Below are 21,625 nucleotides of genomic sequence, written 5' to 3' on the forward strand. Positions count from 1 at the left end.
CGGCCACCCCAACTCCGTTGTACGTGAGGTCAGTCGACGCGCTCCGACTCGTGCCAGCCCGCGTGCAGCGCCCGGTACTCCTCGGGCGTCGCCTTCGGCACGTACGCGCCCGGTCCGAACATCGCCTTGGCGAGGCGGGCCCGCAGCCGCTGGCGCACCGTGAACGTCCGCGCGACTCCGTTCTCGTCGACCCGTGGGCCCAACTCGTAGGGCGCGGGCTGCTCATGGGCGTTCAGGGTGTACAACTCGGCGCGTGTGAGCGGCTCGTGGACCTCGATGTACTCGCCGTGCGGAAGCCGCCGGATCGTGCCGGACTCGCGTCCGTGCAGCGCCTTCTCGCGGTCGCGGCGCTGGAGCCCGTTGCAGATCCGCTTGGTGACGGTGTAGGCGAGAACCGGTGCCACGAAGACGGAGATCCGCACGAACCACGTGATCGCGTTGATGGACAGATGCAGTTGGGTGGCGACGATGTCGTTGCCGCCGCCGATCAGCAGGACCGCGTACAGCGCCAGCCAGGCGACGCCGATCCCGGTCCTGACCGGCTTGTTGCGCGGCCGGTCGGCGAGGTGGTGCTCCCGCTTGTCGCCGGTGATCCACGCTTCGAGGAACGGGTAGACCGCCATGAACGACAGGATCAGCGGGAACAGTGTGAAGGGGATGAAGACGCCCAGCTCCAGGGTGTGACCCCAGGCGTTGATCTCCCACGCGGGCATCACCCGGATCAGCCCCTCGGAGAAGCCGAGGTACCAGTCCGGTTGTGCGCCGGTGGTGACGAGGTCCGTCCGGTAGGGGCCGAATGCCCATACGGGGTTGATCGTCGCGACCGCGCCCATCAGCGCGAGGACGCCGAAGACGAGGAAGAAGAACCCGCCGGCCTTCGCCACGTAGTTCGGCAGGAAGGGGACGCCGACGACGTTCTTCTCGCGGCGTCCGGGGCCCGCGAACTGGGTGTGCTTGTGGTAGAAGACCAGGATCAGATGGGCCACGACCAGGCCCAGCATGATGCCCGGCAGCAGCAGGATGTGGATCGGGTAGAGCCGGGCGATGAAGTCCTCGCCGGGGAAGTCGCCGCCGAACAGGAAGTACGCGAGGTACGTCCCGACGACCGGCACCGACAGGACCGCGCCGTGCGCGAACTTCAGGCCCGTGCCGGAGAGCAGGTCGTCCGGGAGCGAGTAGCCGGTCAGGCCGGTGACGATGCCGAGGAACAACAAGGTCCAGCCGAACAGCCAGTTGACCTCGCGGGGCTTGCGGAAGGCACCCGTGAAGAAGACCCGCATCATGTGGATCGTCATCGCCGCGACGAAGACGAGCGCCGCCCAGTGGTGGATCTGCCGGATGAGCAGTCCGCCGCGCACCTCCATGCTGATGTCGACCGTCGACTCGTAGGCCCGGGTCATGACGATGCCCTTGAGCGGTACGTACGAGCCGTTGTAGACGACTTCCGTGGTGCTCGGGTCGAAGTAAAGGGTGAGGTAGGTGCCGGTGAGGATCAGGATGATGAAGCTGTAGAGGCAGATCTCGCCGAACATGAACGACCAGTGGTCCGGAAAGATCTTCCGCATCTGGGACTTGGCGAGGTGGTAGAGGCCGAGCCTGCCGTCCGCCCAGTCGGCGAGACGCTCCCCGCCGCTCGCCGGTTCGCCCCGGCGGGCGCGCCCGTTGCCTTCGCTCATGCGGCTCCCCCTGTCGACCCTGGGTCGTCGAAGCACAGCGCACAGTTCTCAAGCAACGCCAGAGTAGAGCGCGTTCGGGCAAGTCGGACAGGGGTAGGCGCGCTATGCGGCGGTGGTCAAAAAGTCAACCATTGACCTGGGGGCGCCGCGCTGCGATGTTGGCAAGCGCTTTCTAGCCGCCTGGCGTCAAGGGGGACGCATGAAGGATTCCATCGCACCGGTGCACGGCGAGGCACCACCGTCCGCGAACGGCCGCGCGCTGTTCTCCGGCCGCTACACCCATCTGTGGGGCTTCCTGCTCGCGGGCTGGCTGATCAGCTACGCGGACCGCACGGTCACCGGGCCCGTCGTGTCCTGGATGATCGAGAACAAGGCCGGATTCATCGGCGACGCCTCGAACCCGGCGACGCTCGGCGGCCTCATCGGCTCGATGTTCTTCACCGGCTACATGCTCACGCAGTACGCGGGCGGGCGGCTCGGCGACCGCTACGGCCACCGCGAGATGCTCGTCGTGTCGCTGCTGTGGGCGGGCCTGCTCACCCTGGTGTCCGGGCTGACCGGCGGCCTCATCGGCTTCGTCGTGGCGCGTGTCCTGACCGGTCTCGGCGAGGGCGTCTTCTACTCCAACGACCGCGTCCTGGTCATCAACCACACGCCTCCGGCCCGGCGCACCATCGGCCTCGGCGTCGTCCTCGCGGGCCTGTCCATCGGTCTGACCGTCGGCATCGTCGCCACCCCGCACCTGATCGACTGGGGCGGCGCGTGGGGCATGGGCGACCGCGCGTGGAGCATGCCGCTGTACGTCTTCGGCGGCGTCTCGCTGCTCGTGGCCGCGGCGACCTGGATGTTCTTCCGCGCGCGTGGCGACCGTCCGCTGCGGCTCGGCCCGCCGGCGCTGCGGCTGATCGGCTACTCGATCCCGGCGGCGGTGGCGATCGTCGCCCTGTTCGTGCTGGCCGACGAGTTCGGCTGGCCGGACTGGCTGACGGCGATCGGCTCGGCCGTGCTGTTCCTGGTCATGGTGACGATCGTGATCCGGCAGATCGTCACGACGGGGCGCTCGTCCCAACTCCTCAACCGCAACGTGTGGCTGGTCTACATCGGCTTCATCGCCGTCATGTGGAACCTGTGGTTCTTCTCGTTCTGGTCGGTGCAGATCGTCGCGGAGAGCGCGCACAGCAGCCTCGGCGCTGCGGCCCTGACGGCGGCGTTCAACGCGGGCGCGGGCATCATCGGCTTCCCCGTCGGCGGCTGGATCGCCGACCGGCGGGTGCGGGCGGGCAAGGGCCGCAAGCCGCTGGCCGTGACCTGTGCGGCGGTGCACACCGTGCTCGCCGTGGCGTTCGGCGTCAGCCTCGTGAACGGCGAGCCCTCACTGCTGCTGCTCGGCCTGATCCTGTTCTTCTCGGGCCTGTTCTTCAACGCGCTCCAGCCCATCGTGCACAGCCTCCTCGGCGACCTCGCCGAGGAGCGTCACCGCGGCTCCCTCTTCGGCCTGTTCAACCTGGTCGCGGAGATCGGCGCGGTCGCGAGCCCCGTCGTCAGCGGCGTCCTGCGCGACGCGACGGGCAGCTGGGCGCCCGGCGTCTTCACCGCCGCCGGCGTGATGGCCGTGTCGGTCGTGCTCTACGCGATGGTGAAGGAGCGGATACCCGGGGTGGCGGCTGCCTGACCCCGGACGCCTTCCCGGATGGCTGTCGCAGGGCGGTTGCTCAACAGCCCTGCGACAGCCATTCGACGCTGACCTCGGCCCGGTCGTCGGCCCCGTTGACCTGACTGTAGGTCGCGGGGCTGACCCGGTACCAGACGTCGTCCCTCTTCGGCTTGCCGTCGACGTCGTCGAGGCGGACGCACCAGCGCTCCTTGCGCACGACGCGCGTGTACGTCTCGGTGCCCTTGCGGACCTTCTCGCAGTCCCGGTACGACTCGGTCGTGTACCAGGTCCTGGTGCGGCCCTTGCTGCGGCTGGTGTGCCGGACCCTTCGGCTCTCGGTCTCGCACTTCTTCACGTAGTGCGGGCGGCTCGCCTTCCTCGTCCGCCGGGTGACGTGCCGGACGCTGTCGCGCAGGCCGGTGACCTTCACGTCCTTGTCCTTGTGCTGCGCGTACCCGCTGTCGCCCTTCGCCGCACCGCCCGCCGACGACGATCCGCTGTCGTTCCCGCCGCCGCACGCCGCCAGCGCGACCACCAGCACCATCGTCAGTCCGGCCAGTGCCGGGCGCCGCTTCAAGGACATCGCTCCTCAGGGTGTACATGCCATCACAGGAAAGAAGCGGCAGCGTATCCGATCATGGTGTGGCGGACGGTCGGCGCCCCACCTCGCGAAAAGCCCACGGACGACGGCGGAGATCCGAATACCCTTACGAGGAACGGGAATTGATACGTTCCCGAGGTTCCGGCACGCTGTTCGCGGGACCCGTGTGCCCAGTGGGGGGAGTGGGGTGGCTGCCGCGACAGGCGACAGAGCCGGCCGGTCGGAGCGGGACGCCGCGGTGCGCCGCCGCGTCGCCGAGAGCCTGAACCGGCCGCAGGGTCCGCTGCGCCCGCTGCCCGCGCTCGTCCTGCTCGGGGCCCGGGGCAGCGGCAAGTCGACGCTCACCGCGCATCTGCGGGGCTGGGCGCAGCGCGTGCCGCTGGCCGCCCTCGACCTGGAGCCGATCAGTGAGCGCGGCGGCACCCGGATCGACGTCCTGACCGAGCTGGCCTTCCAGCTCAGCGCGCACCGCGACGAGTTGCCGACCCTGTCGTTCCCCGCGCTCGGCTCGCTGCTCGCCGCGGTCGGCACGGCGGTCGACGCGCGCAGCCGGGAGCGGGCGGTGCGCGAGATGGCGGAGGCGCTGCGCCAGGGCCGGGCGCGCGAGCACAGCTACGAGGAGCTGTTCGGCCTCGCCGACACCGCGGCGCAGGTGGCGGGGCTGCCCGGCTGGACCTCGGCCGTCGTACCGCTGGTGCAGGGCGGGCTGCGCTCGTGGCGGGGGCTGCGGCTGCGCCGCCGGTTCGCCGAGACGTCCGCGGCGGGCCCGGGACGGGGCGCCACCGCGGACTTCCTGGTCGGCGTGAACCGGCTGTACCACGGCTACCCGGCCCAGCGCGAAGAGGCCGAACGCGTCCTCCTGGACGCCTTCTTGGCGGACCTGCGCGGCGCCTACGCCACGGCGCACGCCGACCGCAAGCGCACCACGAACTGCCTGGCGCTGCTCGACAACGCGGACAGCGCCGTCGGCGAGTCCTTCCTGCATCTGCTGCTCGACGCGCGGGAGCGGGCCCGGCGCCCCGACCCGCTGCTCGTCGTCGCGACGGCGCGGCGCCGCCCCGAGGCCCTGGTGCGCGCGGAGACCGGCAGCGGGCGGCGCCCCGACTACCGCGCCAGCTGGCAGGGATCGGGCGACTTCACGCCGCTCGCCACCGGGCCGCTGCGGGCGGGACGGCTGCGCGACCTGGACCGCCGCGAGGTCGAGGAGCAGGCCGCCGCCGCGCTCGACCGGCTGCCCGTCGACTCGGTGCTGCCCGCCGCCGACAACTCGGTGCAGTGGCTCGGCTGGATCGTCCACGAGATCACGCGCGGCCACCCGGCCGGCACCGCCCAGGTTCTGGACGTGCTGCGCCGGATGCCCGCCGAGATGCCGTGGGACCAGCGAGTACGGCAGTGCCTCGCCCCGGTCGACGGCAGCGTGCTGCCCGCGCCCGACGTGTCGGCGGCCCCGGCGCTCCTGGAGTGGCTGCTGCGGGACTGCTCGGCGCAGCTGACCCGGGTCCTGCCGCGCGCGGCCGCCGCCCTCACCCTCGGCCGCGCCGAGACCTGCGACGCGCTGTGGGAGGGGCAGGAGTCGGTCCTTCGCGAGTTCGTGAACCTCAGCGCCGACGACCTGCGCACCGTGCAGGAACCCGACGAGGCGCTGCCCGCGCTCCCCCGCCTGACCCGGTTCCTGCTGCTCCGCCGGCTCGACGCGGCGCCGGGCGCCGAGGACGACGCGGGCACCTGGACCGGCGCGCACCGGGCGCTGCGGGCGGCCGCCCGGGCCCGCGGCGATCTGCGCGCGGCGGCCTACCACGACCTCGCGCTCGGTGAACTCCCGGCCGCGATCGACTACTTGAGGGAGCGGTTCGACGAGACCGGCGCCGACCAGTGGTGCGCGGATCTCGCCTGGATCCAGCGCGCCCCGGCCCGCTGGCACGGCGCCCTGCCGGAGTCGGCCCGCGAGCGCTACGAGCGGCTCGTCGGCGTGGCCGAGGGCGACGCGGCCCGCCGGGCGATCACCCGGCTGCTCACCGCGGGCTGGATCACGGCGCACCCGCGCCCCGACGGCGAGCCGCCGCCGTACGCGGACCCGCTGGGCGACCCGTACGCGGAGCTGTACCCGGACATCGCCGAGGAGTTCCTCACCCTGCGCCGTCCCATCGGCGACGAGCACGACCGCCATGTGCTGCTGCGCATGGCCCAGCGGTACGAGAGGAAACCGTGGTGGTAGACCCGTTCCAGCCGCGCCGACCGCGCCGGCGCATCTGGCCGTGGGCCCTGGCGGCCGTCGTCGTCCTCGCGGGCGCCGGGTGGGGCCTGTTCTCCTGGCTCGGCGACGACGGCGCCGACCTCGGCAAGACGTGCGCGCCGGGCATTCATCAGACGGGGCCGCGCGACGAGTGCATCGGCGTCTCCGACGGCTCGTTCGTCTTCGCCGACTCGCTCAAGGACGTCATGGGCAAGATCGCGGCGGAGAACGCGCGGGTCGAGAAGTCCGGCAAGAAGTACGTCTCCGTGGTGTACGCCGAGCCGCTGACGACCGTGCCGGGCGAGGAGGAGGCCAAGTACGGGCTCCGCTCCGAGCTGCTCGGCGCGTATCTCGCGCAGCGCGAGCTGAACGACCCGGAGCTCGGCGCGGGCCGTGGCGACCTGCCCCAGATCCGGCTCCTCGTCGGCAATCTGGGGCTGCGCTCCGAGCAGTGGAAGCGGCTGACACAGGACCTCATCGACCGCTCCAAGGGCGACGACCACGTGGTGGGCGTCGCCGGGTTCGGGCAGAGCCGGGGCGGCACGCAGGACGCGGTCGACGCGTTGCGCGAGGCCGGTATCCCGATGATGGGCGCGACGGTCACCGCGGACGAGCTGTCCGACGCGGCGCACGCCGGGTTCTTCCGGGTGTCGGCGCCCAACCGGGACCAGGCCGCGGGCGCCGTCAACTACCTGCGGGAGCAGCAGAAGAAGCACCCCGGCTACAAGGTGGCCGTCATCCGCGACCGCAACACCGACGACATCTACAACACCTCCCTGTCGCGCTCCTTCACCCGGGCCGCGCAGGCCAAGGGCCTCAAGCTGGAGGGTGCGCCGCTGGAGTACCTGTCGGGCGTGGACGGCGTCACGAACGCGTTCTCGTCGGTGGCGGACAAGGTGTGCGACCTCGCGCCCGACGCGGTGTTCTTCGCGGGCCGCGGTCTGAACATCCGTAACTTCATCAACTCCATGTCGGCCCCCGACCGCCGCTGCGCGGTCACGCTGATCACGGGCGACGACGCGCTCGGCGCGTACTACGGCTCGCTGGAGAGCGACGCACGGCGCGCGAAGTTCCGTACGCAGTGGCAGGACAGCCGCGTCACCGTCCTCTACACGGCGCTCGGCCACCCGGCGCTCGCGGGCGAGCTGTACGAGAAGCCGAACGATCCGCTGCCGGACTTCGTGGATCTGTACCGTGCCGAGTTCGGCGGCAGCGCGGAAGCGGTCCGCAAGGCGTTGGAGGACGGTCAGTCGATCCTCGGCCACGACGCGGTGTGGACGCTCGGCGTGGCGGTGCGCAACGCGGCCGGGCCGGACGGCAAGGGCCCGGTGAACCCGGGCGCCACGCTCCAGATGCTGCTCCAGCTCAGCGGCAGCAAGGCGGTGTCGGGGATCAGCGGGCCGCTCTCCTTCGGCTCGGACGGCAACCCCGACGGCAAGCCGATGGCGCTGGTGCGGATGGAGCCGAGCGGCACGTACACGTTCCGTCAGGTGCTGCGACCGTAAGGGGCCTCGTTCAGCACCTGGGCGACCATCGCCTCCAGGCGGTCGTGGTGGGCGCCGCGCCAGTACACGCGCTCGCACGCGGTGCAGCGCGCGAACACGTCGTACGTGGCGCGGGTGCCGCCCTCCAGACGGTCGGCGACGTCCTCCTTGCGGGCCTCGGTGAGCAGGCCGTTGCAGGCGGTGCAGCGGGTCCACGGTCGCAGCTCGGGCGCGAACCGGCCCAGAACGTCACGGAGTTGGTCGTCGGTGCGGTCGCTGTAGACGTAGGCGCCGGCCCACAGTTCGCGGCGGCGCAGCAGGCCGCGGTCGCGGCTGAGCAGGACGCGCCGCTCGGCCGCGGACAGGGCGGCGAGCGCCGGGTCGCCGAGGTCGGTGGCCTCGTAGGCGGCGTCGACGCCGAGCAGCCGCAACCGCCGCGCGAGGGTGCCGAGATGGACGTCGAGGAGGAAGCGGAGCGGGGCGCCGGGGACGTGCTGCGGGCGGGCGACGGGGCGCACCTCGACGTGCTCGCCGGCGGCCGGGACGTGTCCGGCGGCGATCTCGCGGCCGTCCACGACGAGCGCCCCGACCTCGGTCATCGGCACCCCGAGCGACTCGACGACGTGGCCGAGCGTGGAGACGCCGTCCGTCAGGAGCGGTGCGGCGACGCCGCCCCGGCGGGCATGAGGGACGAACAGCCCCAGTTCCGGGGCGACTTGGACGATGATCTCCGGACGGTTCATCGGGACAGAATGCCATGATGGAACCGTCGTTCCGACCTACAGAAGGCGAGAGCGCATGACCGAGTACAGCACGGGGCTGCCGCCGGAGTTCCTGGACAGCAGCTCCTCGTCGTTCACCCGTCTCGTCGAGCGCGTCGCGCCGCACACCCTGCCCTGGAACCGCGAGCTCGGCGGCCCGGTGCACGACGTCCCGCACGGCACGACGGTGCTCGCCCTGACCTTCGACGGCGGCGTCCTGATGGCCGGCGACCGGCGCGCCACGATGGGCAACGTGATCGCGCAGCGGGATCTGGAGAAGGTGGGCTCCGCCGACAGCCACACGGCGGTGGCGTTCGCGGGCACGGTCGGGCTCGCCAAGGAGCTGGTGCGCCTCTACCAGTTGGAGCTGGAGCACTACGAGAAGCTGGAGCGCCGCGCGCTCACCCTCAACGGCAAGGCGCAGCGGCTCGCCGCGATGGTCCGCGACCATCTCGCGCAGGCGATGCGGGGCCTCGCCGTGGTGCCGCTGCTCGCCGGGTTCGACACCGCGCGCGGCCTGGGCCGGATCTTCAGCTTCGACGTCACGGGCGGCCCGTACGAGGCGGCCGGCTTCCACTCCGACGGGTCCGGATCCCCGTACGCGCGCGGGGCGTTGAAGAAGCTCCACCGCCCGGGTCTGTCGGCGGCGGACGCGACGACGGTGGCGGTGCAGGCGCTGTACGACGCGGCCGACGAGGACTCGGCGACCGGTGGGCCCGATCTGAGCCGGGAGATCTTCCCGACGGTGGCGCTGGTCACGGAGGACGGCTACCGGCAGTTGTCGCAGGACGAGGTGCGCGCCTCGGCGGAAGCGGTGGTGGCCGCCCGTCAGGGGGCGCCGGAAGGCCCCAACGCGCCCTTGCTGTGAACCGGCCGCTCCCTTTCCGGCCGCACGGGCGGCGCGAAACGTGCGGCCGGGAGGTACCTTTCCCTACCGATACCGATCACTGGTGCGACAGGGAGTGATGAGCACACCCATGCGGCTACTCGACATGCCCCGCCTGGTGGAGCCCCTCGCCTCGGGGGGTCTGGCCGACTCCGTCTTCGCGACGGCCCTCGAGGACCCGCGGCGCGTCCAGTTCTCGGTGCCGGGGCCCGGGGAGCGGTGGGTCCCGGTGACCGCGGCGGACTTCTGCCGCGAAGTGACCGCCGTCGCGCGCGGGTTCGCGGCCGACGGTGTGCGCCCCGGTGACCGGGTCGTCGTGATGTCGCGCACCCGCTACGAGTGGACGCTCGTCGCCTACGCCCTGTGGAGCATCGGCGCGGTGGTGGTTCCGGTGTACCCGACGTCGTCCGGTGAACAGGTGCGGTGGATCCTCCAGGACACCGGGGCCGTCGGCGTGGTCGTCGAGAACGAGCACAACGCGATGACGGTCGCCGCCGCCTACGGGACGCGCACCGACCTGACCCGGCTGTGGGAGCTGGACGCGGGAGCGATCGCGTCCCTGTCGTCGGCGGGCGAGGCGGTCGAGGAGGCCGCCGTGCACCAACTGCGGTACTCCGTACGTCCCGAGGACACGGCGCTGATCTGCTACACGTCCGGCACGACCGGACGTCCCAAGGGCTGCGTCATCACGCACAGGAACCTGGCGTCGGAGACGGACAACCTCCTGGCCGGCTGGGGTGTGCTGCTCGCGCCGTCCGGTGTGCAGCCGCGGATCCTCGCCTTTCTGCCGCTGGCGCACTGCTACGGCCTGATGGTCGTGGTCAGCGCGGTGCGCGGCGGCATCAACCTCGCGCATCAGCCGGAGCTCTCCCCCGACTCCCTGCTCCCTGCCCTGGAAGCGTTCCGGCCCACTTTTCTGTATGCCGTGCCGTACATCTTCGAGCGGATCTTCGGCAAGGCCCGGCTCCGCGCCCAACAGAGCGGTCACAGCGCACTGTTCGAGCGGGCGGTGCGGGTCGCGGTGCGCTACGCGGCGCGGGTCCAGGAGCGTGCCGCGGGCACCGGTCCCGGCCCGGGGCCACGCCTGCGGGTGCAGCACCGGGTGTACGACCGGCTCGTCTACGCCAAGGTCCGCGCGGTCCTCGGCGGCCTGGTGCGCAACGCGGTGTCGGGCGGCTCCCCGCTCGCCCGCGATCTCGGACTGTTCTTCGCGGGCTGCGGCATCACCGTGTACGACGGGTACGGGCTCACCGAGACGACGGCGGCCGTCACCGCGCAGCCGGTCGGCGCGGTCCGGCACGGCACCGTGGGCCGGCCGCTGCCGGGCAACGCGGTGAGCATCGCCGACGACGGGGAGATCTGGGTGGCGGGCGACGTGGTCTTCGCCGGGTACCTGAACGACCCGAAGGCCAACGCCGAGTCGCTGCGCGACGGTTGGTACGCGACCGGCGACCTCGGGCACCTCGACGCCGACGGCTATCTCGTCATCACGGGCCGCAAGAAGGACATCATCATCACGAGCGGCGGCAAGAGCCTGTCGCCGCAGACCCTGGAGGAGCAGCTCCGCGCCCATCCGCTGATCTCGGGGTGCGTCGTGGTCGGCGACAACCGGCCGTACGTGACCGCGCTGATCACGCTGGACCCCGAGGCGCTCGCCAGCTGGCAGATCCTCAAGGGGCGCCCGCCGAGCGAGCCCGCGCAGCTCCTCGACGACGACGAGCTGCGCGGGCACATTCAGCGGGCGGTGTCGCGGGCCAACTCCCGGGTGTCGCGGGCGGAGTCGGTCCGCGCGTTCCGGATCCTGCCGGACCAGTTCGGCTCGTCCCCGGAGCTGCTCACTCCGTCGCTGAAGCTGCGGCGCTCCGCGGTCATCGCGGCGTACGCGCGGGAGATCGAGGAGCTGTACGCGGCGAAGTGACCGGCAGGCGTTCGAGCGCGGCGTAGGCCAGAACGGCGACGACAAGGCCGGTGACCGCGTCGGCCAGCTGCGGCGCCCACCAGTGGGCCACGGCCGCGGCGGCCGCGCCGATGGCCCAGGCCCCGAAGGCGGTGGGCCGGACGGTGGCGGTGGGCCGGCTGTCCATCGCCGCGCGGCCACCGCGGGCGAAGAACTGGTCGGCGATCAGCACACCGCCGAGCGGCGGCACGAACACGCTGAGGATCACGAGCCAGTCCAGGAAGTGGTCCCAGACGCCGGCCAGCGCGGCGAGCGTGCCGACGACGCCGAGGACGACCGTCATCAGGCGCATCGTGCGGCCTGTCAGGTGCGAACAGCCGAGCGCGCCGTTGTACAGGCAGTGGCTGCACACCGAGCCGAGGTTGACGAAGACGAAGACGGCGGCGAGCACGTTCAGCGCGGTCGACCCCTCCCCCGTCAGGATCGGCAGGAAGTCGCCGCCCGAGACCGCGGGCGCGGCGATGGCTCCGGCGGCGACCACGAGGCCGCCGGTGATCTGCGCGACGAGGCTCGCGACCGGGAAGGCGCTGACGGTGGCGAGGACGGCCTGGCGGCCGTTCTTCGACCAGCGGGTGAAGTCGGCCGTCATCGTCCCGGAGTCGGCGAACGTCGCCATGATCGTGGAGACGGCCACGCCGAACGTCATCGCCGAGCCGCCGGACGCACCCTCGTAGGAGAAGACGTCGCCCAGGTCGTGGTCGCGGGCGACGAGGACGAGCGCCGTCACGCCCGCGACGATGAACAGCGGGGCCGCGACCGCGCCCAGCCAGGACAGGGCGCGGATGCCGAGACAGGTCAGGGCGATGAAGCCCAACCCGGCGAGGACGGAGACGAGTTGCTCGTTCCAGTCGAACGAGGCGTGCAGTGTGGCGCCGGTCGCGCCGGTGTTGAACGCGAACCAGCCGACCACGATCGTCGCCAGGAACGCCGAGGCCACGATGTATCCGGCCCGCCCGAAGGTGCGGGTGGCCTGGAGGGAGAAGCTCTCGCCGGTGGAGCCCGCGCGGTGGCTGAGCAGACCCACGTAGACGAGCATGACGAGGTTCGCGACCAGGATGGCGGCGAGTCCGCGCCAGAAGCCGAGCATCGCGACGACCACACCGCCGGGCACGGCGTTGGTCAGGATCATCGGGAAGCCGAACCAGACGGCCGAGACCGTCAGGAGCGACTTGCGTCTGTCGGCCGGGACCGGGGAGTGCTCGTACTCCGCGTCGAGGGCCTGGCCCGCCGCCTCGGCGGTGTCTCTGCTCACGGCGCGTTTCCTATCCCGGCGAGGGCGAGCGCGGCCTTGACGAACGCCTCTGCCGGCGGGTGCGTGATGCCGGCGCCGATCATGCCGATGCCCGCTTCCTTGTGGGCGATGGCGGTGTTGATGACCGGCAGGATGCCGGTGTCGAGGACCTTGCGGACGTCGATGCCGGTGGGCAGGCCCTGGAAGTCGAGGGCGGGGATGGTGACGTTCTGGTTCTGTGCGGTGGTGATCTCGCCCATGTCGCGGGTGCAGCCCATGGCTTCCTGCACGGTGCCGCCGACGAGCGCGACGATCGCGGGCGCCGCCGACATGGCGAAGCCGCCGAAGCCGTACGTCTCCGTGATGGCGCTGTCGCCGATGTCCAGGCCGGAGTCCTCGGGCTTGTACCCGGCGAACATCGGGCCGACGACCTGCTGCGCGGGGCCGGTGAACCACTGTCCGGGCAGGCCCGAGACGCGGATGCCGAACTCGACGCCGTTGCGCGCCATCGTCGTGACGATCGTGGAGTTCTCGATGCCGTGCGCCGCGTCGAGGGCGGCCTTCGCCATGGCCATCCAGGTCGGCCCGGAGAAGTAGTCGGAGCTCGCGATGAAGTCGAAGACCTCCTTCTTCTGCTCGGTGGTGAAGGAGGACTGGAGCAGGCCGGGGGCGAGCGCCTGGAAGAGCAGGAGGGTCCCCGCGCCGTTGCGGTTGTGGGCCTCGTCGCCCATGTGGATCGCCTGCGAGAGCAGCAGCCGCAGGTCGATCGGGCCGGTGAACCCGACGGCTTCCTCCAGCATCGGGCCGAAGACGTCCCGCATCCAGATCAGGCGGTCGATGACGCTCTGGTCGTTGGCGCCCATCCGCAGGATCTTGGCCATCTGCTCGGACAGGTTGGTGAAGGCGGTGTTGCCGTGCGTCTCGTTCTTCACGATGTGCACGTACATCGACGCGGAGGTGACGCCCGCCATCGAGCCGACGGAGTCCGCCTCGTGGCACGGCTTGAAGGTGATCTTCCCGGAGGCGGCGAGCGCGGCGGCCTCGTCGAGGTCGGCGGCGAGCCCCTCGAAGACGAGCGCGCCGGTGACGGCGCCCTTCATCGGGCCGTTCATCCGGTCCCAGGAGATGGGCGGGCCCGCGTGCAGGATCGTGGTCGGGGTCATGCCGGGGACCACGTCGAGGGCGCGGCCGAAGCCGACGAGCATCGGGCGCGCGGCCATGATGCGCTCGACGGCCTCGGCGTTGGCGGCCTCGATCTTCGCTGCGAGGGTGGGGTCGTCCAGGGCGTTCAGGGCGGCGGCCGCCTCGACGCTGCCGCCGCCGGGCGGGGTCCAGTCGAGGGTGGTGACCTGCGCGCCCTGCGCGGCGATGTCCTCGTCGAACATGGCGAGGCCGACGTTGACGACGCTGAGAGGGCTCGCGAAGAGCCGCTGTACGGGGGTGTTCTCTGCGGGGGTGCTCATGGCGCTGCTCACTTGGCCTTCCGTGCGGCGGCGGTCTGGACGGCGATCTCGCGGGCGTAGGCGCCCGTCTCGGTGCTGCTGTGGGTGACGGTGACTCCGGCGGCCTCCAGGGCGGCGGTCTGCGCGGCGACGGACGGGGTGTCGAGGTCGGTGCCGAGGACGTACGCGACGATCTCCAGGTGGCGTCCTGCCTCCCGCGCGATGCGCTGGGCCTCCTCGACGGCGGGCAGCGTGGTGCCGACCGGGTCCTCGTGGGAGCCGAAGCCGAGCACGAAGTCCATGACGATCGCGGCGACCTCGGGGTCCTTCGCCTCGGTGACGAGACGCTCCAGGCGCGGGGTCGGGTCGATCATCGGGTGCGGGCGGCCGTTGGTGAAGTCGTCGTCGCCGAAGTCGAGGAAGGTGTGGCCGGTGGACGCGTCGCTCGCGCCGATCCGGAACGCCGGGTCCTTCTGGATGTTGCTGAAGACGTCGGCGCCCGCGTCGCGGACCGCGTACATCGTCTCGTCGCAGAGCGTGCCGCCGCAGAACAGGCCGCGTACGTACCGCTGTTCACCGGTGAAACGGTCGACGACTGCGGCGGCCGCGGCACCGGCGTCGAAGGTGGCCGTGGCGGTCGCCTCGATCCCGGCGAGGCGCACCGCGTGCCGGGCCGCGTCCAGGCTGCTGCCCGCGAAGTGCCCGCCGGCGGCGGCGACCGCGTCCTCGGAGCCGCCGATGAAGTAGACGACGACGGGCTTGCCCGCGGCGGCGGCCTCGGCGAGGACCTTCTTCTCGACCGACGGGGCCGGCGGCTTGGAGACGAGGACGATGACGTCGGTGGCGTCGTCGGCGGCGAGGGCGCGGATGCCGTCGGTCATCATGATGCCGCCCACCTCCTCGCTCAGGTCGCGGCCGCCGGTGCCGATCAGCTGCGAGATGCCGCCGCCGAGGGCGTGCACGCGGACGCTGACCTCCTGCGAGCCGGTGCCGGACGCGGCGACGATGCCGACGGTGCCGGGGCGCACCTTGTTGCCGAAGCACAGGGCGACGTTGTTGATGATGGCGGTGCCGCAGTCGGGGCCCATCATCAACAGGCCCTTGTCGTGGGCGAGTTCCTTGAGGGCGAGCTCGTCCTCGACGCTGACGTTGTCGCTGAACAGCATCACGTGCAGGTCGTTGTCGAGCGCCTTGCGGGCCTCGCGGGCGGCGTAGGCGCCGTTGACCGCGATGACGGCGAGGTTGGCCCCCTCGATGGCGCGGGCGGCGCCGGGGAGGGTGCGGTGCGTGACGGCGCCGGCCTCGGCGGAGGCGGGCGCCTTGCGCCGGAGCAGGTCCTCGACCTGGCCCAACAGGGCCTCCTCGTCAGCGCCTTCGGCGGTGACGAGGACGATCATCAGGTCGCCGTTGCCCGCGTCCCGCAGCTCGTCGGTGAGCAGGCCCAGATTGTCCAGGACCCCCTTGTTCATCTCGGTGCCCATGGCGGTGAACGCCTGCTCCACCCCGTCCAGGCCGTTGGCCCTGGTCGAGACGGACATCAGGGACACGGAGTCGAAGTACGTGTTCTTCCGTACGACTGCTGTGGTGCTCACAGCGAACCTCGCAGTTCTTCTTCCAGACGGAGCCCGGCCACGAGACCGGACAGGGTGTCGCTGCCCGAGGTGTGGCCGACGGCCAGCACCTTGCGGACAGGAACGTGCAGTTCCCGCGGCGGCCGGCCGTTGGCCAACCGCCGCAGTACGTCGATGAGTTCGGCCCTGGCCCGGCCGTCGGCCGCCTCGGCGAGCGTGGCGCGGGAGAGGTCCGTGGTGCGCGCCGGACACGCCGCGAGGACGTCGCGGAGTACGGGTGCGAGGCGGTCAGGGGCGACCAGGACGAGCCCGACGAGGAAGTCGTCCCCGGCCGGGGTGAGCCCGGGGCCGAGGCCGAGCAGGGCGAGGACACCGCGCCGTACACCCCGGTCGTCCCCGGCGCGCAGCGCGGCGAGCAGCGCCGCGCGGCCGTCGTGCAGCGCGTGGACGACGGCGGTCTCCATGGGTCCCGCGCCGGGGCTCGCGCCGAGCATGCCGCCCGGCTCGCCATGGCGGCGGTTGAGGTCGTCGAGGAGGCCGGCCGCGGCGGCGCGGGCAGCCGGTGCCAGGTGCCCGAGCGCGGGGGCGGCGGCGTCCCAGGGGCGGGCGCCGGCCGTCTCCAGGAGCAGGGTGCGGCCGGGTGCCCCGAGGGTGATGTTCGCGAGGGCGAACGTCACGGGCTGCTCCGCGACGAGGCCCGCACGCGCCCAGTCGACCATCTCGGTGACCAGCGTCCGCGGGGCGTCACCGGTCCCGCGGGCGCCGAGGGCGATCAACTCACCGTGCGGGGTGCGCAGGTTGACCACGCGGCGGAAGACGGAGTGGACCCGCCCGCGGCCTGCGATCACGGCGAGACTCCGCAGGAGCCTGGCGTCCGCCGAGGTGACGCGCAGGCTGGTCGGCCGGTCCGGGCACATCGGTGCGCCTCCTCCCTCGCTGTCCGGGCCTGGCGGCCGTGGCGGTTCCGCTGTACGGATATTGGTATACCATTCTCGCTCCCATAAGCGAACACACGTACAAGCAAGGGACATCACATGCGCATCGTCGTCGCCCTCGGAGGAAACGCACTGGCCAGGCGCGGGGAGCCGATGACGGCCGACCGGCTGCGGGCCAACGTGCGCGGTGCCTGCCAGTCCCTGGCGGGTCTCGCCCGCGAGCACGAGGTCGTCATCACCCACGGCAACGGCCCGCAGGTCGGCCTCCTCGCGCTCCAGAACCTGGCCTACCAGGACGTGGCCGCCTACCCGCTGGACATCCTCGGCGCCGAGACGCAGGGCATGATCGGCTACGTCATCCAGCAGGAGCTGTCCAACGCACTGGTCGGCGAACGCGAGGTCGCGGCGGTCGTGACGACGACCGAGGTCGACGAGAACGACCCGGCGTTCGAACGGCCGACCAAGCTGATCGGCCCGACGTACTCGGCGCAGGACGCCGCCGAGGCCGCGGCCGAGTACCGCTGGACGATAGCCAGGGACGGCGGCGCGTTCCGCCGGGTCGTGCCCTCCCCCGAGCCGCTGCGCATCATGCAGGCGCCGCTGGTCAGCACGTTGCTCGACCACGGCACGCTGGTCGTGTGCGTGGGCGGCGGCGGGGTGCCGGTGCGCACCGACTCCAAGGGCCGGCAGACCGGTATGCAGGCCGTGGTCGACAAGGACGCGGCCAGCGCCGCGCTCGCCGCCGACCTCAGGGCGGACATGCTGATCATGCTCACCGACGGCGACTTCGTGAGCCGGGACTGGGGCACCCCCGAGCAGCGCGACATCCTCACCGCGTCGCCGGAGGGCCTGGCCGAACTCGCCTTCGCCGAGGGCTCGATGAAGCCGAAGGTCGACGCGGCGATCCGGGTCGCCCAGGCGGGCGGTCGCACCCTGATCGGCCCACTGGAGCGGCTCGACGATCTGCTGGAGCGCCGGGTCGGCACGGAGATCCGCGCCGAGGTGCCGGGCGGCATCGTCTACGTCGGCGACTGATCGCTCACCCTGCGCACCTCTTTCGGTATACCATTCATCGGCCACCCGGCAGGCCGCCAGGTACGCACGGCCGGGACCACCGACCCGATGGGAGCGCCGCCGTGACGCGGGACCACTCGACGGACGCGCCGCCCTCCCCCGCCGCCGGCCGGACGGGCCCGTTCGCCTCCCTGCGGGACAGCCCCGGCTTCCGTGCGCTGTGGCTCTCCAACGTCTTCTTCTTCGGCGGCGCGTGGATCCAGACGATGGTGCTCGGCTGGATCGTCTTCGAGACGACCGGCTCCGAGCTGCTCCTCGCCGTGTTCACCGCGGCCCGGCTCGCCCCGATGCTGCTCGGGCCGCTCGCCGGTGTCCTGTCCGACCGGCACCACCGCGTGCGGCTGCTCACGGCGGCCTGCGCGTGGGCGCTCGGCGCGGGCGTCGTCGTGGCGGCCCTCCAGTCGCTGTCGCGGATCCCCTACTGGGTCCTGGTGCTGGCCGGCCTGGCGACGGGTCTCGCGCAGTCGCCCTCGCAGCCCGCCCGCTCCGCCCTCGTCCTCGAACTGGTCGGCCGCCGCAATCTGAGCAACGCCAACGCCCTCAACGCGATGGCGATGAACATGACGCAGATCGTCGGCCCCGCCCTGGGCGGCGCGCTGATCGGCGTGTTCGGGGCGCCGGCGGCACTATGGATCTGCGCGGCCTGGTACGCGGCGTCCCTGGTGGCCCTCTGGCCGCTGCGCCGCCTCGGCATCGGTGCCGCCGCGCCCGGCCCGGCCGAACCGGTGCGCACCATGCTGGCCGACGGGCTGCGCTCCATCCTGCGGGGCCGGCTCGCCGCCGCGGTCCTCGGCGTGACCCTCGCGGCGAACATCCTGTTGTGGCCGGTCCACCAGGCGTTCATGCCCGTCTTCGCCAAGGAGTCGCTCGGCCTCGACGCGGACGGCCTCGGCCTGCTGCTCGCCTGCGGCGGCGTCGGCGGCCTCGTGGGCTCCCTGATCATCGCCGCGCTCGGCGACTTCCGGTTCAAGGGCGGCCTGTTCGTGTACGGCACCATGGCCTGGGCGGCGCTGTGGACGCTGTTCGCCCTGTCCGGCGGGGTGGCGCTGTCGTTCGCGCTGATGGCCGGGATCGGGGTGCTCAGCGCGGCGTTCGGCGTGCTCCAGACGACGCTGCTCCTGATGACGACCGACCCGTCCGTGCAGGGCCGCGCCCTCGGCGTCCAGGAACTCGCCATCGGTGTCATGCCGCTGTCCGCGCTGGGCCTCGGCGCGGCGGCGGAGTACGCGGGGGTGGCGACGACGACGTTTCTCAGCTCGCTGCTGCTCGTCGCCGTGCTGGTGGTCGTGGCGCTGCGCGTCCCCGATCTGCCCCGCTACAACGGCGTGGTCTGACCGATCGGGTCCGCCGGCCTGCGCTTGCGCGCCGCGACCTTGTCCCGGCTCGCCTCCAGGTGGGCGACGGCGAGCTCCTGCACGCCTTCGACGTCGCGTGCCTCGATGGCCCGGTACAGCTCCTCGTGCTCCTCGGCGACGGCGTCGAAGTCGTCGTGCTGGCCGAGCAGCCAGCGCATCCGGCTGCGCAGGGTCGCGTCGAGTTCGCTGAGCAGTTCGTTGTCGGCGAGGTCGGTGACCGTCTCGTGGAAGTTGGCCGCGGCCCGGCGGGCGGCCGGTCCGTCCCCGGCCGCCGCGGCGGCGAGTTCGGCGTCGAGGTCGGCGCGCAGCCGGGCGAGCCCGGCGCGGGTGCGCCGCTGCGCCGCGAGCCGGAACCCGAGGAGCTCCAGGGCGGACCTGACCTCGCTGAGGTCGGCGATGTCGGAGGGCGTGAACTCCCGCACGACGGCCCAGGTGCGCGGCCGCGGTGTGACGAGTCCCTCGCCGGCCAGGCGTTGCAGGGCGTCGCGCACGGGCAGCCTGCTGACGCCCAGTTCGGCGGCGATCTCGCGCTCGACCAGCTTGCTGCCCGGCCCCCGGGTCCCGTCGATGATCTGGTCGCGCAGGGCGCGCGTGACCCGCTCCGACTCGGGGATGAATTCCTCAGCGGCTGTCATCCGGTCATTTTCGCATCGCGGGCCGCGACCGCGAACCGCGGCCCGCCTTTCGGTATACCGAATGTCCGGCCCGTACGGCCGTCAGGGCGGCGCGGGCCGTGAGTCCCGGGGGACCGTCGCCGGGTCGGCCGGGGCGGCGCGGGTGGGGTACTGCGGGACGGGGGCCCGGTCCGCGCCGGTGTCATGGACGAGGCCATGGCAGGCGGGGGGGCCGGCGCACGTCCCGTACCGATGCCGGCGTTCACCGCGTCCCGACTCGACGTCGTGACGCGGTCGCCGGGGTTCTCGCCCGAAGTTTTCTCCGGGAGTTCGAGAAAGCGCTTTCCCGCATGGCCCCGGATGCGATGAGATCGAGGTATGCACCAACCGGTTCCCGACCATCTGGACCACCGCTACCGCGGTGAGCATCCGATCCGCACCCTCGGCCACCTCTTCCGCCCCGACCGCGCGCGCCTCGCCCTCGCCTGCGCGCTCTTCATCGTCAAGCACAGCCCGATCTGGCTGCTGCCGCTGATCACCGCCACGGTCCTCGACGTCGTCGTCCAGCACGGTGACGAGGCCGAGCTGTGGCAGGCGACGGGCGTCCTCCTGTTCATCCTCGTCATCAACTACCCGCTGCATCAGTGGTACGTCCGTCTGCTCGGCGGCAGCATCCGCCGCATGGGCACGACCCTGCGCTCGGCCCTGTGCCGCCGGATGCAGCAGCTCTCCATCGGGTATCACGCCCGCGTCAGCTCCAGCGTCCTCCAGGCGAAGGTCGTCCGGGACGTGGAGGCCGTCGAGCAGATGGTGCAGCAGAGCTCCGACATGGGGCTCGGCGCCGTCGTCACCCTCGTCGGCGGGCTCGTCGTCATCGGCTTCCGCACGCCCGAGTTCCTGCCCGTCTTCCTCGTCGTCGTGCCCGCCGCCGGGTATCTGGTGATGCGCCTTCGCGGTCAACTGCGCACGCACAACGAGGAGTTCCGCCGCGAGGTGGAGCACCTGTCCTCGCGCGTCGGCGAGATGACGACGCTCATCCCCATCACCCGCGCGCACGGCCTGGAGCGCACCGCGCTCGGCCGCGTCGACGGCTCGCTGCGCCAGGTCTTCGCGGCGGGCCTGCGCCTGGACACGATGAACGCCCGCTTCAACTCGGCGGCCTGGGTCCTGCTCAACATCCTCGGCGTCTGCTGTCTGACCGGGTCCGCGCTGGTCGCGTACCACGGCTGGCTGCCGGTGACGCCGGGCGACGTCGTGATGCTGAGCTCGTTCTTCACCGTCCTGACGAACTCCACGACGACCCTGCTCGGCCTCGCGCCCGTCATCAGCAAAGGACTCGAGTCGGTGCGCTCGGCGGGCGAGGTGCTCCAGGCGCCCGACCTGGAGAGCAACGCGGGCAAGGCGCGCGTCGAGCGGGTCACCGGCCGCATCGACTTCGAGCGGGTCGGATTCTCGTACGGGGACGAGGGCCCGGCGGTCGACGGGTTCACGCTCTCCGCGCGCCCCGGCGAGACGATCGCGCTGGTCGGCGCCTCGGGTGCGGGCAAGTCGACGGTGTTGAACCTGCTCATCGGCTTCATCCGGCCGACGTCGGGCCGCATCCTCCTCGACGGCACCGACATGGCCACGCTCGACCTGCGCAGCTACCGGCGCTTCCTGTCGGTGGTGCCGCAGGAGTCGATCCTGTTCGAGGGCAGCATCCGCGACAACGTGACGTACGGGCTCGGCGACACCGACGAGGAGACGCTGCTCGGCGCGCTGCGCGACGCGAACGCCCTGGAGTTCGTGGAGCGGCTGCCCGACGGCCTGGAGACGGTGGTCGGCGAGCGGGGCGCACGCCTGTCCGGCGGGCAGAAGCAGCGGCTCGCCATCGCCCGTGCGCTGATCCGCGATCCGCGCGTCCTCGTCCTCGACGAGGCGACGTCGGCGCTCGACAACCGCTCCGAGGCACTCGTCCAGGAGGCGCTGGCGCGCCTGGTGCACGGCCGCACCGTGTTCGTCGTGGCGCACCGGCTCTCCACGATCCGCGGTGCCGACCGCATCGTGGTGATGGAGGGCGGCAGGATCGCGGAGACCGGTACGCACGGCGAACTCCTCGAACGGGGCGGGGTGTACGCGGGGCTACAGCCCGTGAACGGCTGACAGCCTTAC

The 21,625-nt window shown here is 72.0% G+C and carries 16 protein-coding genes; 8 read left to right on the forward strand and 8 right to left on the reverse strand.

Annotated elements, in window-relative coordinates:
* Positions 1-29: 29 nt before the first annotated feature.
* The gene (locus AB0L37_RS09565; protein ID WP_365502161.1) at positions 30-1,676 is read right to left on the reverse strand and encodes a cytochrome bc complex cytochrome b subunit; all 1,647 of its coding nucleotides are present in this window, start codon (positions 1,674-1,676) and stop codon (positions 30-32) included.
* Between the two features lie 199 nt (positions 1,677-1,875).
* Here AB0L37_RS09565 and AB0L37_RS09570 point away from each other — a divergent pair, with 199 nt between their 5' ends.
* Entirely contained in the window at positions 1,876-3,348 is a 1,473-nt protein-coding gene (locus AB0L37_RS09570; RefSeq protein ID WP_365502163.1) for an MFS transporter, read from the forward strand.
* Between the two features lie 40 nt (positions 3,349-3,388).
* Here AB0L37_RS09570 and AB0L37_RS09575 read toward each other — a convergent pair whose 3' ends face one another.
* Positions 3,389-3,913 carry a hypothetical protein gene (locus AB0L37_RS09575; protein ID WP_365502165.1) on the reverse strand — a complete coding sequence of 175 codons (525 nt, stop codon included), beginning with the start codon at positions 3,911-3,913 and terminating at the stop codon, positions 3,389-3,391.
* A gap of 205 nt (positions 3,914-4,118) precedes the next feature.
* Here AB0L37_RS09575 and AB0L37_RS09580 point away from each other — a divergent pair, with 205 nt between their 5' ends.
* Positions 4,119-6,146 carry an ATP-binding protein gene (locus AB0L37_RS09580; protein WP_365502167.1) on the forward strand — a complete coding sequence of 676 codons (2,028 nt, stop codon included), beginning with the start codon at positions 4,119-4,121 and terminating at the stop codon, positions 6,144-6,146.
* Entirely contained in the window at positions 6,137-7,669 is a 1,533-nt protein-coding gene (locus tag AB0L37_RS09585) for an ABC transporter substrate-binding protein (protein ID WP_365502169.1), read from the forward strand. Before AB0L37_RS09580 ends, AB0L37_RS09585 begins: the two co-directional genes overlap by 10 nt.
* Here AB0L37_RS09585 and AB0L37_RS09590 read toward each other — a convergent pair.
* A complete protein-coding gene (locus AB0L37_RS09590; protein ID WP_365502171.1) occupies positions 7,651-8,391 on the reverse strand; it encodes a Mut7-C RNAse domain-containing protein in 741 nt (246 codons plus the stop codon). The two genes, AB0L37_RS09585 and AB0L37_RS09590, sit on opposite strands and share 19 nt — an antisense overlap.
* A 55-nt stretch (positions 8,392-8,446) precedes the next feature.
* Here AB0L37_RS09590 and prcB point away from each other — a divergent pair, with 55 nt between their 5' ends.
* Together prcB and AB0L37_RS09600 are read left to right on the forward strand one after the other, a co-directional pair.
* Positions 8,447-9,277, forward strand: coding sequence for a proteasome subunit beta (gene prcB, locus AB0L37_RS09595; protein WP_365502173.1), 831 nt, complete (start codon positions 8,447-8,449; stop codon positions 9,275-9,277).
* A gap of 109 nt (positions 9,278-9,386) precedes the next feature.
* Positions 9,387-11,213: an AMP-dependent synthetase/ligase gene (locus AB0L37_RS09600; protein ID WP_365502722.1), complete on the forward strand. Its 1,827-nt coding sequence runs from the start codon at positions 9,387-9,389 to the stop codon at positions 11,211-11,213.
* Here the strand turns inward: AB0L37_RS09600 and AB0L37_RS09605 are convergent.
* The 4 genes from AB0L37_RS09605 to AB0L37_RS09620 are packed head-to-tail and all read right to left on the reverse strand — an operon-like array spanning position 11,164 to position 16,413.
* Positions 11,164-12,504 (reverse strand): cytosine permease, encoded by a 1,341-nt coding sequence (locus tag AB0L37_RS09605; protein ID WP_365502176.1) that lies wholly within the window; start codon positions 12,502-12,504, stop codon positions 11,164-11,166. The genes AB0L37_RS09600 and AB0L37_RS09605 overlap by 50 nt on opposite strands.
* On the reverse strand, positions 12,501-13,946 hold the full coding sequence (locus tag AB0L37_RS09610; RefSeq protein WP_365502178.1) for a DUF1116 domain-containing protein: 1,446 nt from the start codon (positions 13,944-13,946) through the stop codon (positions 12,501-12,503). Before AB0L37_RS09610 ends, AB0L37_RS09605 begins: the two co-directional genes overlap by 4 nt.
* Positions 13,947-13,954: 8 nt before the next feature.
* Entirely contained in the window at positions 13,955-15,517 is a 1,563-nt protein-coding gene (fdrA, locus tag AB0L37_RS09615) for an acyl-CoA synthetase FdrA (protein WP_365502180.1), read from the reverse strand.
* On the reverse strand, positions 15,514-16,413 hold the full coding sequence (locus AB0L37_RS09620; RefSeq protein ID WP_365502182.1) for a DUF2877 domain-containing protein: 900 nt from the start codon (positions 16,411-16,413) through the stop codon (positions 15,514-15,516). The genes fdrA and AB0L37_RS09620 overlap by 4 nt, the downstream gene beginning before the upstream one ends.
* A gap of 117 nt (positions 16,414-16,530) precedes the next feature.
* Here AB0L37_RS09620 and AB0L37_RS09625 point away from each other — a divergent pair, with 117 nt between their 5' ends.
* Together AB0L37_RS09625 and AB0L37_RS09630 are read left to right on the forward strand one after the other, a co-directional pair.
* Positions 16,531-17,466 (forward strand): carbamate kinase, encoded by a 936-nt coding sequence (locus AB0L37_RS09625; RefSeq protein ID WP_365502184.1) that lies wholly within the window; start codon positions 16,531-16,533, stop codon positions 17,464-17,466.
* A gap of 101 nt (positions 17,467-17,567) precedes the next feature.
* Positions 17,568-18,839: an MFS transporter gene (locus AB0L37_RS09630; protein ID WP_365502186.1), complete on the forward strand. Its 1,272-nt coding sequence runs from the start codon at positions 17,568-17,570 to the stop codon at positions 18,837-18,839.
* On the opposite strand, the gene AB0L37_RS09635 is transcribed toward AB0L37_RS09630, so the two are convergent.
* On the reverse strand, positions 18,821-19,495 hold the full coding sequence (locus AB0L37_RS09635) for a GntR family transcriptional regulator (protein ID WP_365502188.1): 675 nt from the start codon (positions 19,493-19,495) through the stop codon (positions 18,821-18,823). The two genes, AB0L37_RS09630 and AB0L37_RS09635, sit on opposite strands and share 19 nt — an antisense overlap.
* A gap of 357 nt (positions 19,496-19,852) precedes the next feature.
* Between AB0L37_RS09635 and AB0L37_RS09640 the strand changes: the two genes are divergently transcribed.
* Positions 19,853-21,616: an ABC transporter ATP-binding protein gene (locus AB0L37_RS09640; protein WP_365502190.1), complete on the forward strand. Its 1,764-nt coding sequence runs from the start codon at positions 19,853-19,855 to the stop codon at positions 21,614-21,616.
* The last annotated feature ends 9 nt before the right edge of the window (positions 21,617-21,625 follow it).

The organism is Streptomyces sp. NPDC052225, assembly GCF_040679615.1.
Classification (GTDB): Bacteria; Actinomycetota; Actinomycetes; order Streptomycetales; family Streptomycetaceae; genus Streptomyces.

What these genes read in the sequence shown, in the direction of transcription:
- AB0L37_RS09575 (WP_365502165.1), bottom strand. Translation starts at nt 3,913, where the DNA reads ATGTCCTTGAAGCGGCGCCCGGCACTGGCCGGACTGACGATGGTGCTG.
- AB0L37_RS09635 (WP_365502188.1), bottom strand. Translation starts at nt 19,495, where the DNA reads ATGACAGCCGCTGAGGAATTCATCCCCGAGTCGGAGCGGGTCACGCGC.
- AB0L37_RS09625 (WP_365502184.1), top strand. Translation starts at nt 16,531, where the DNA reads ATGCGCATCGTCGTCGCCCTCGGAGGAAACGCACTGGCCAGGCGCGGG.
- AB0L37_RS09570 (WP_365502163.1), top strand. Translation starts at nt 1,876, where the DNA reads ATGAAGGATTCCATCGCACCGGTGCACGGCGAGGCACCACCGTCCGCG.
- AB0L37_RS09610 (WP_365502178.1), bottom strand. Translation starts at nt 13,946, where the DNA reads ATGAGCACCCCCGCAGAGAACACCCCCGTACAGCGGCTCTTCGCGAGC.
- AB0L37_RS09620 (WP_365502182.1), bottom strand. Translation starts at nt 16,413, where the DNA reads ATGTGCCCGGACCGGCCGACCAGCCTGCGCGTCACCTCGGCGGACGCC.
- AB0L37_RS09600 (WP_365502722.1), top strand. Translation starts at nt 9,387, where the DNA reads ATGCGGCTACTCGACATGCCCCGCCTGGTGGAGCCCCTCGCCTCGGGG.
- AB0L37_RS09640 (WP_365502190.1), top strand. Translation starts at nt 19,853, where the DNA reads ATGCACCAACCGGTTCCCGACCATCTGGACCACCGCTACCGCGGTGAG.
- AB0L37_RS09590 (WP_365502171.1), bottom strand. Translation starts at nt 8,391, where the DNA reads ATGAACCGTCCGGAGATCATCGTCCAAGTCGCCCCGGAACTGGGGCTG.
- prcB (WP_365502173.1), top strand. Translation starts at nt 8,447, where the DNA reads ATGACCGAGTACAGCACGGGGCTGCCGCCGGAGTTCCTGGACAGCAGC.
- AB0L37_RS09565 (WP_365502161.1), bottom strand. Translation starts at nt 1,676, where the DNA reads ATGAGCGAAGGCAACGGGCGCGCCCGCCGGGGCGAACCGGCGAGCGGC.